Here is a 7,215-nt window from a genome sequence, read left to right as displayed (position 1 = left end):
GGGAAATTTTATTCTTCAGAAGAATCTGGAACATATATTTTAAGTACCGTACTTGCTGTACAGTCATTGCTTACTGCTTTTACCTCGTAACAACCCCATTGACTATGTGGGGTGCCCACCGGAGCTTTTACATCTACCATAAACTTGCGGGTCTGCTTGGCCCCTAAGGATATCTTGGAAGCACTCTTCCCTTTATACTGCATATCTACAATGGATAAATCCAATACCGCACTGGACTGCAACGCCCTCTTTCCGTTAGAACATCCATCCTGTATCAAGGAAGTTGAAATATTGAAAGTTTCAGAAGATGATGATGTGTTTGTCAATACTAGCACGAACTGAGTTCCATCTTCATCCACAGATCTACTATTCCTTCCTTTATCAACTTCAAGGGTTACCCCGCAATCTTGCGCAAAAGAAATTGTAGAAAACAAAATTAAGAGGGTGAGGGTAGTAAGGCTGTTTTTAGAGCATAGCCCTTTAGCATATGTAAAATACATAGGTTCTAAAATTTATTTAGTTAGATGTCGATATTAAAGCCCCAACTGCTTTTTGACATTCAAATATACGTAGGAAAAAATGTTAAATAATTTACAATAATCAACTATTAGTCAAACTGTTCTAAATATTCGTTGAAATGCATAATTTTTACGGTTTTTCCATAAATAATTGTAGGAAAAAGACATACGTATAAACACGTATACGCCTTATTTTATAGTATTTAAGGGTGTTTTTTTTTGTCAGAATATATCATAGGGATATTATGGAATGTCATGCTTTTATAACACTAAAAGTACATGTATCTTTGCCCAAATATTAATTGTAGGAAATGTCTTTGGAAAAAGAAATAGGGCGTAGAAAAACTTTTGGAATTGTATCGCATCCAGATGCCGGTAAAACCACTTTAACCGAAAAACTTCTCCTTTTTGGAGGTGCTATTCAAGAAGCTGGAGCCGTAAAAAGTAATAAAATAAAGAAAGGAGCCACCAGTGATTTCATGGAAATTGAGCGGCAAAGAGGTATCTCTGTGGCCACTTCTGTGTTGGCTTTTGAGTATGAAGGAATAAAGATTAATATTCTGGATACCCCCGGACACAAGGACTTCGCAGAGGATACCTTTAGAACGCTAACCGCTGTAGATAGTGTTATTGTAGTGATCGATGTTGCGAAAGGTGTCGAGGAACAAACGGAAAAATTAGTTGAAGTGTGCCGCATGCGCAACATTCCCATGATCGTATTCATTAATAAAATGGATCGCGAGGGAAAGGACGCTTTTGAGCTTTTGGATGAAATTGAACAAAAACTTCACTTGAGGGTTACCCCACTTTCCTTCCCCATTGGTATGGGATATAGTTTTAAAGGAATCTATAATGTATGGGAAAAGAATGTGAACCTCTTTAGCGGTGATAGCAGAAAAAACATAGAGGAAACCATTGAGATTGAGGATATTGCATCTCAAGAGTTGGACGAACTGGTAGGTACTGACGCTGCCGATACGTTGAGGGAAGAGTTAGAATTGGTCTACGAAGTTTATCCGGATTTCGATCGAGATGAATACCTAAATGGGACGTTGCAACCTGTATTTTTTGGTTCGGCCCTGAATAATTTTGGAGTTCGCGAATTGCTGGATTGTTTTATAGAAATTGCACCAAAACCTAGGCCCAAGGAAAGTGACACACGCCTGGTACGACCGGAAGAAAAGGAATTCTCCGGATTCGTATTTAAGATACATGCCAATATGGATCCAAAACATAGGGATCGCTTGGCTTTTGTGAAAATCGTCTCAGGTACTTTCGAAAGAAATACGCCATATCTACATGTAAGAAACGGTAAGAAAATGAAGTTTTCTTCTCCCAACGCATTCTTTGCTGAAAAGAAACAAGTGGTAGATGTCTCCTATCCCGGGGATATTGTGGGATTACATGATACAGGGAACTTTAAGATAGGTGACACCCTTACCCAAGGTGAGGAAATGCGCTATAAGGGTATTCCAAGTTTTTCACCGGAGCATTTTAAGTACATCAATAATGCCGATCCCATGAAAAGCAAGCAATTGGAGAAAGGTATAGACCAGTTAATGGATGAGGGTGTGGCACAGCTCTTTGTTTTGGAACTGAATGGCCGAAAGGTAATTGGAACTGTGGGTGCCCTTCAGTTTGAAGTGATACAATACAGGCTGGAACATGAATACGGCGCCAAGTGCAGGTATGAGAATCTAAATGTGCACAAAGCATGCTGGGTAGACCCAGCAGACTGGAAGAGTGAGGAGTTCGCTGATTTCAAAAGGGTTAAATCCAAATTCTTGGCAAAGGATAAGCGAGGTCAATTGGTATTCTTTGCGGATTCGGCGTTTACCTTACAGATGACCCAAAGCAAATATCCCAATGTAAAGCTTCACTTTATAAGCGAATTCGAACAAACCACTGGCTAAAACTAATTGCAACAAAAAACCCCACTTTTCAGTGGGGCTTTTATTCTTATGCTTCTCCTGTCGGTCCAAAATTAATGGGAATGGGAGGCTGCTGATAATCTTTAATCTCGCCATGGGCGTTCTCGAAGCGATGAATATTATCATTCAATGCCTTTAAGAATCGTTTGGCATGCTGCGGAGTCAATACAATCCTGGATTTCACCTTACTCTTAGGCACACCAGGCATAATCGTTACGAAGTCTAGTACAAACTCCGATTGTGAATGATTAATAATAGCCAAGTTACTATAAATACCTTGGGCTACCTCTCCGTCTAATTCTATATTGATCTGCCCTTGTTTGGGCTTCTTTTCATCTGCCATATCTCTCTATTTAAAAAAACAAGCGCCCCTATACGGAGCGCTTGATCTATTGTTTATTAGTTATAATTAACTTCTTGCTTCTCGCGTGTCATGTCCTCCAGCTCTTCCTTGGATCCTACGATAATGGTATCGTAGTTTCTCATTCCAGTTCCTGCTGGTATTCTATGTCCAACGATTACGTTCTCCTTAAGACCTTCTAGGGTATCTATTTTACCACTTACAGCGGCTTCATTCAATACTTTAGTAGTTTCCTGGAAGGATGCCGCAGATATGAACGACTTGGTCTGTAAGGAGGCTCTTGTGATCCCCTGCAAAATTGGTGTTGCAGTAGCTGGAATCGCATCACGCCCCTCAACCAAGGTCTTGTCCTCTCGTCGTAGGATAGAGTTCTCATCACGTAGTTCACGAGCCGTAACAATCTGACCTTCTTTGAGGCTTTCTGATTCTCCAGCATTCTCAACTACTTTCATTCCAAAGATTTTGTCGTTCTCTTCAATGAAATCGTACTTGTGTACCAATTGGTTCTCCAAGAACGTAGTATCTCCCGGATCTACAATTTGTACTTTACGCATCATTTGACGTACTACAACCTCGAAGTGCTTATCATTAATCTTCACCCCTTGTAAACGATATACCTCTTGTACTTCATTTACTAAGTATTGTTGTACGGCAGAAGGCCCTTTAATCTTCAAGATATCTACTGGAGTAATTGCCCCGTCAGATAGTGGCATTCCCGCTCTTACGTAGTCATTTTCCTGTACCAGAATCTGGTTGGAAAGCTTCACCAAGTATTTCTTGATTTCGCCCAATTTAGACTCAACGATAATCTCACGGTTACCCCTTTTTATCTTACCAAAAGAAACCACACCATCGATCTCACTTACTACAGCTGGATTGGATGGATTACGTGCTTCGAACAATTCGGTAACCCTTGGAAGACCTCCTGTAATATCACCTGCTTTCGCAGACTTACGAGGTATCTTCACCAAGATCTTACCTACTTTGATCTTCTCATCATCATCTACCATAAGGTGAGCCCCTACTGGTAAGTTGTATGAACGAATCAATTCTCCTTTAGTTCCTAAAATCTGAAGTGTAGGAATCTTTTTCTTATCCCTTGATTCAGAAATTACTTTCTCTTGGAATCCTGTTTGTTCATCAATCTCAACTTGATAGGTAATCCCTTGCTCGATGTTTTCGTATTTGATTTTTCCTGCAAATTCGGAAATGATCACACCATTATAAGGATCCCACTGACATACCACATCCCCTGCTTTCAGTTTTTGTCCATCTTTAATAAAAATGGTCGAACCATAAGGAATGTTATTGGTACTTAGTGTAATACCTGTCTTCTCATCGATTAATTTTATTTCTGAAGTACGAGAAATAACGATATCTATTTTCTTTCCATCGGCATCTTCACCTTTCACTATCTTAAGATCTTCGATCTCTGCCCTACCGTCAAACTTAACGGCAAGTTTGTTTTCTTCAGAAATGTTACCTGCAATACCTCCCACGTGGAATGTACGAAGTGTTAACTGTGTTCCTGGCTCCCCAATGGATTGCGCAGCAACTACACCAACAGCTTCACCTCGTTGTACCATTTTATTGGTTGCAAGGTTTCTTCCGTAACAAGCAGCACAAATACCTTTCTTGGCTTCACAAGTAAGAGCTGAGCGCACTTCAATGGTTTCTACTGGAGATGCATCGATTACTTTTGCGATGGCATCGGTAATATGTCCTCCTGCTTCTACCATTACTTCCTTGGTTAAAGGATTCACCACATCGTTCAACGAGGTACGTCCTTTAATCCTATCGGCCAATGGCTCAACAACTTCTTCATTTTTCTTAAGTGCAGAAACCTCAATTCCTCGGAGGGTTCCACAATCTTCTATATTGATGATCACATCTTGAGATACATCTACCAAACGACGGGTTAAGTACCCTGCATCTGCCGTTTTCAAAGCGGTATCTGCAAGACCCTTACGGGCACCGTGTGTAGAGATAAAGTACTCCAAGATGGAAAGTCCCTCCTTAAAGTTGGAAAGGATCGGGTTTTCAATAATTTCCCCTCCACCAGAGTTAGACTTCTTCGGCTTTGCCATAAGACCACGCATTCCAGTAAGCTGACGAATCTGCTCCTTAGAACCACGTGCCCCAGAATCAAGCATCATGTATACCGAGTTAAATCCTTGCTGATCCTCACGGATACGCTTCATAGACAGCTCGGTAAGCTGAGCGTTGGTCGCTGTCCAAATATCGATCACCTGATTGTAACGTTCGTTATTTGTGATCAATCCCATGTTATAGTTAGCAATAATACCATCTACCTGTGAATTGGCAGAATCGATCATTGTTTGCTTCTCGGCTGGAATAATGATATCCCCTAAACTGAATGACAATCCACCTTCGAAAGCGAATTTATATCCTAGGTGTTTAATCTCATCCAAGAACTCTGCCGTTTCCGGTACAGAAGTCACCTGAAGGATTCCACCAATAATATCCCTTAGGGATTTCTTGGTCAATACTTCGTTGATATAACCTGCTCTCTCCGGTACTTTATCATTAAAGATTACCCTACCAACTGTAGTCGTGATTAACTGCGTAGCTAATTCACCTTCTTCGTTGAAGTCTTTGGTTCGTACCTTTATTTCTGCATTTAGATCTACCCTTCCTTCATTGTAAGCAATTGTCACTTCCTCTGGAGAGTAAAAAGTTAATCCTTCACCAATTACCGTATAATCCTTATCGCTTTTTCGCAACTTGGTCATATAGTAAAGACCCAATACCATATCCTGAGAAGGTACTGCTACCGGTGAACCATTTGCAGGGTTCAAAATATTATGAGAGGCAAGCATCAATAACTGTGCTTCCAAGATAGCTTCAGGTCCTAGTGGTAAGTGAACCGCCATTTGGTCACCATCGAAATCCGCATTAAATGCAGTACATACCAATGGGTGTAACTGAATCGCTTTACCTTCTATTAATTTTGGTTGAAAGGCTTGAATTCCCAAACGGTGTAAGGTAGGGGCCCGGTTCAATAATACTGGGTGCCCTTTCAATACGTTTTCAAGAATGTCCCAAACAACAGGCTCTTTTTTATCTATAATCTTCTTTGCAGACTTTACCGTTTTTACAATTCCTCTTTCGATCAACTTACGGATTACGAAAGGCTTGTATAGCTCGGCAGCCATATCTTTTGGAAGTCCACATTCGAATAATTTCAATTCAGGTCCTACAACAATTACAGAACGTGCTGAATAATCTACACGTTTACCCAATAGGTTCTGACGGAAACGCCCTTGCTTTCCTTTTAGGGAATCTGAAAGGGATTTTAGCGGTCTATTACTATCGGTCTTAACAGCTGAAGACTTTCTTGTGTTGTCAAACAATGAATCTACGGACTCTTGAAGCATACGCTTCTCATTACGCAAGATTACCTCTGGCGCTTTGATCTCCATAAGACGTTTCAAACGGTTGTTACGGATAATTACACGACGATATAAGTCGTTCAAATCCGAGGTAGCGAAACGACCACCATCCAATGGCACCAAAGGACGCAATTCTGGTGGAATTACAGGCACCACCTTCATGATCATCCATTCTGGCTTATTCTCACGATTGTTGTTCGCTTCACGTAATGCTTCCACTACCTGTAGACGCTTTAACGCTTCTGTTTTACGTTGCTTAGATGTTTCATTGTTGGCTTTGTGTCTCAACTCGAAAGACAAGGCATCTAGGTCGATACGTTGCAACAATTCGATAAGACACTCTGCTCCCATCTTAGCAATGAACTTGTTAGGATCATTATCCTCAAGGTATAGATTCTCCTGTGGAAGACTATCTAAGATATTTAGGTATTCTTCTTCTGTAAGGAAATCCATTTTTTGTAATGGTTCACCTTCTTCATTCTTTGCAATACCTGGTTGAATTACTACATATCTTTCATAGTAAATGATCATGTCTAACTTCTTGGAAGGTAACCCAAGTAAGTATCCAATTTTATTAGGCAATGAACGGAAGTACCAAATGTGTGCTACAGGAACTACCAAATTAATGTGTCCTACACGATCACGACGTACCTTCTTTTCGGTTACCTCTACACCACAACGATCACAAACGATTCCTTTGTAGCGAATTCTTTTATATTTGCCACAGGCACACTCGTAATCCTTAACAGGACCGAAGATACGCTCACAGAAAAGACCGTCACGTTCTGGCTTGTGTGTACGGTAATTGATTGTTTCCGGCTTTAGTACTTCTCCGCGTGACTCTGCCAAAATAGACTCAGGTGAAGCTAAACCGATAGAAATCTTATTGAATTTCTGTACTGTGTTTTCTTTATTTCTTGCCATAATGCTGAAAAAAATACTTTAAAATTTTGTTTGGTAGAAGCCTTGGTTTAGGTGGCTTCAGAAAAACC

Annotated in this window: 4 protein-coding genes; 1 reads left to right on the top strand and 3 read right to left on the bottom strand. The window is 40.5% G+C overall.

Going from position 1 to position 7,215, the window contains the following annotated elements; translation table 11 throughout:
- Nucleotides 1-8 precede the first annotated feature (8 nt).
- Complete coding sequence (locus AC6JAD_RS11165; protein ID WP_461305113.1) at nt 9-500, bottom strand: hypothetical protein; 492 nt, start codon at nt 498-500, stop codon at nt 9-11.
- 329 nt (nt 501-829) lie between these two features.
- Here AC6JAD_RS11165 and AC6JAD_RS11160 point away from each other — a divergent pair, with 329 nt between their 5' ends.
- Nucleotides 830-2,431, top strand: a complete 1,602-nt coding sequence (locus AC6JAD_RS11160; RefSeq protein WP_461305112.1) for a peptide chain release factor 3 — start codon at nt 830-832, stop codon at nt 2,429-2,431.
- A gap of 46 nt (nt 2,432-2,477) precedes the next feature.
- Here AC6JAD_RS11160 and AC6JAD_RS11155 read toward each other — a convergent pair whose 3' ends face one another.
- The gene (locus AC6JAD_RS11155; RefSeq protein WP_461305111.1) at nt 2,478-2,792 is read right to left on the bottom strand and encodes a DUF3467 domain-containing protein; all 315 of its coding nucleotides are present in this window, start codon (nt 2,790-2,792) and stop codon (nt 2,478-2,480) included.
- 56 nt (nt 2,793-2,848) lie between these two features.
- Nucleotides 2,849-7,147, bottom strand: a complete 4,299-nt coding sequence (gene rpoC, locus AC6JAD_RS11150) for a DNA-directed RNA polymerase subunit beta' (protein ID WP_461305110.1) — start codon at nt 7,145-7,147, stop codon at nt 2,849-2,851.
- Between the last annotated feature and the right edge of the window lie 68 nt (nt 7,148-7,215).

The organism is Aureisphaera sp. (genome assembly GCF_059726885.1).
Note: the sequence above shows the minus strand (reverse complement) of the source record. Positions and strands in the feature narration are given on the sequence as shown.

Bases quoted from the DNA above. Each gene is read 5' to 3' on its own strand.
- AC6JAD_RS11160 (WP_461305112.1), top strand. From the start codon at position 830: ATGTCTTTGGAAAAAGAAATAGGGCGTAGAAAAACTTTTGGAATTGTA.
- AC6JAD_RS11155 (WP_461305111.1), bottom strand. From the start codon at position 2,792: ATGGCAGATGAAAAGAAGCCCAAACAAGGGCAGATCAATATAGAATTA.
- AC6JAD_RS11165 (WP_461305113.1), bottom strand. From the start codon at position 500: ATGTATTTTACATATGCTAAAGGGCTATGCTCTAAAAACAGCCTTACT.
- rpoC (WP_461305110.1), bottom strand. From the start codon at position 7,147: ATGGCAAGAAATAAAGAAAACACAGTACAGAAATTCAATAAGATTTCT.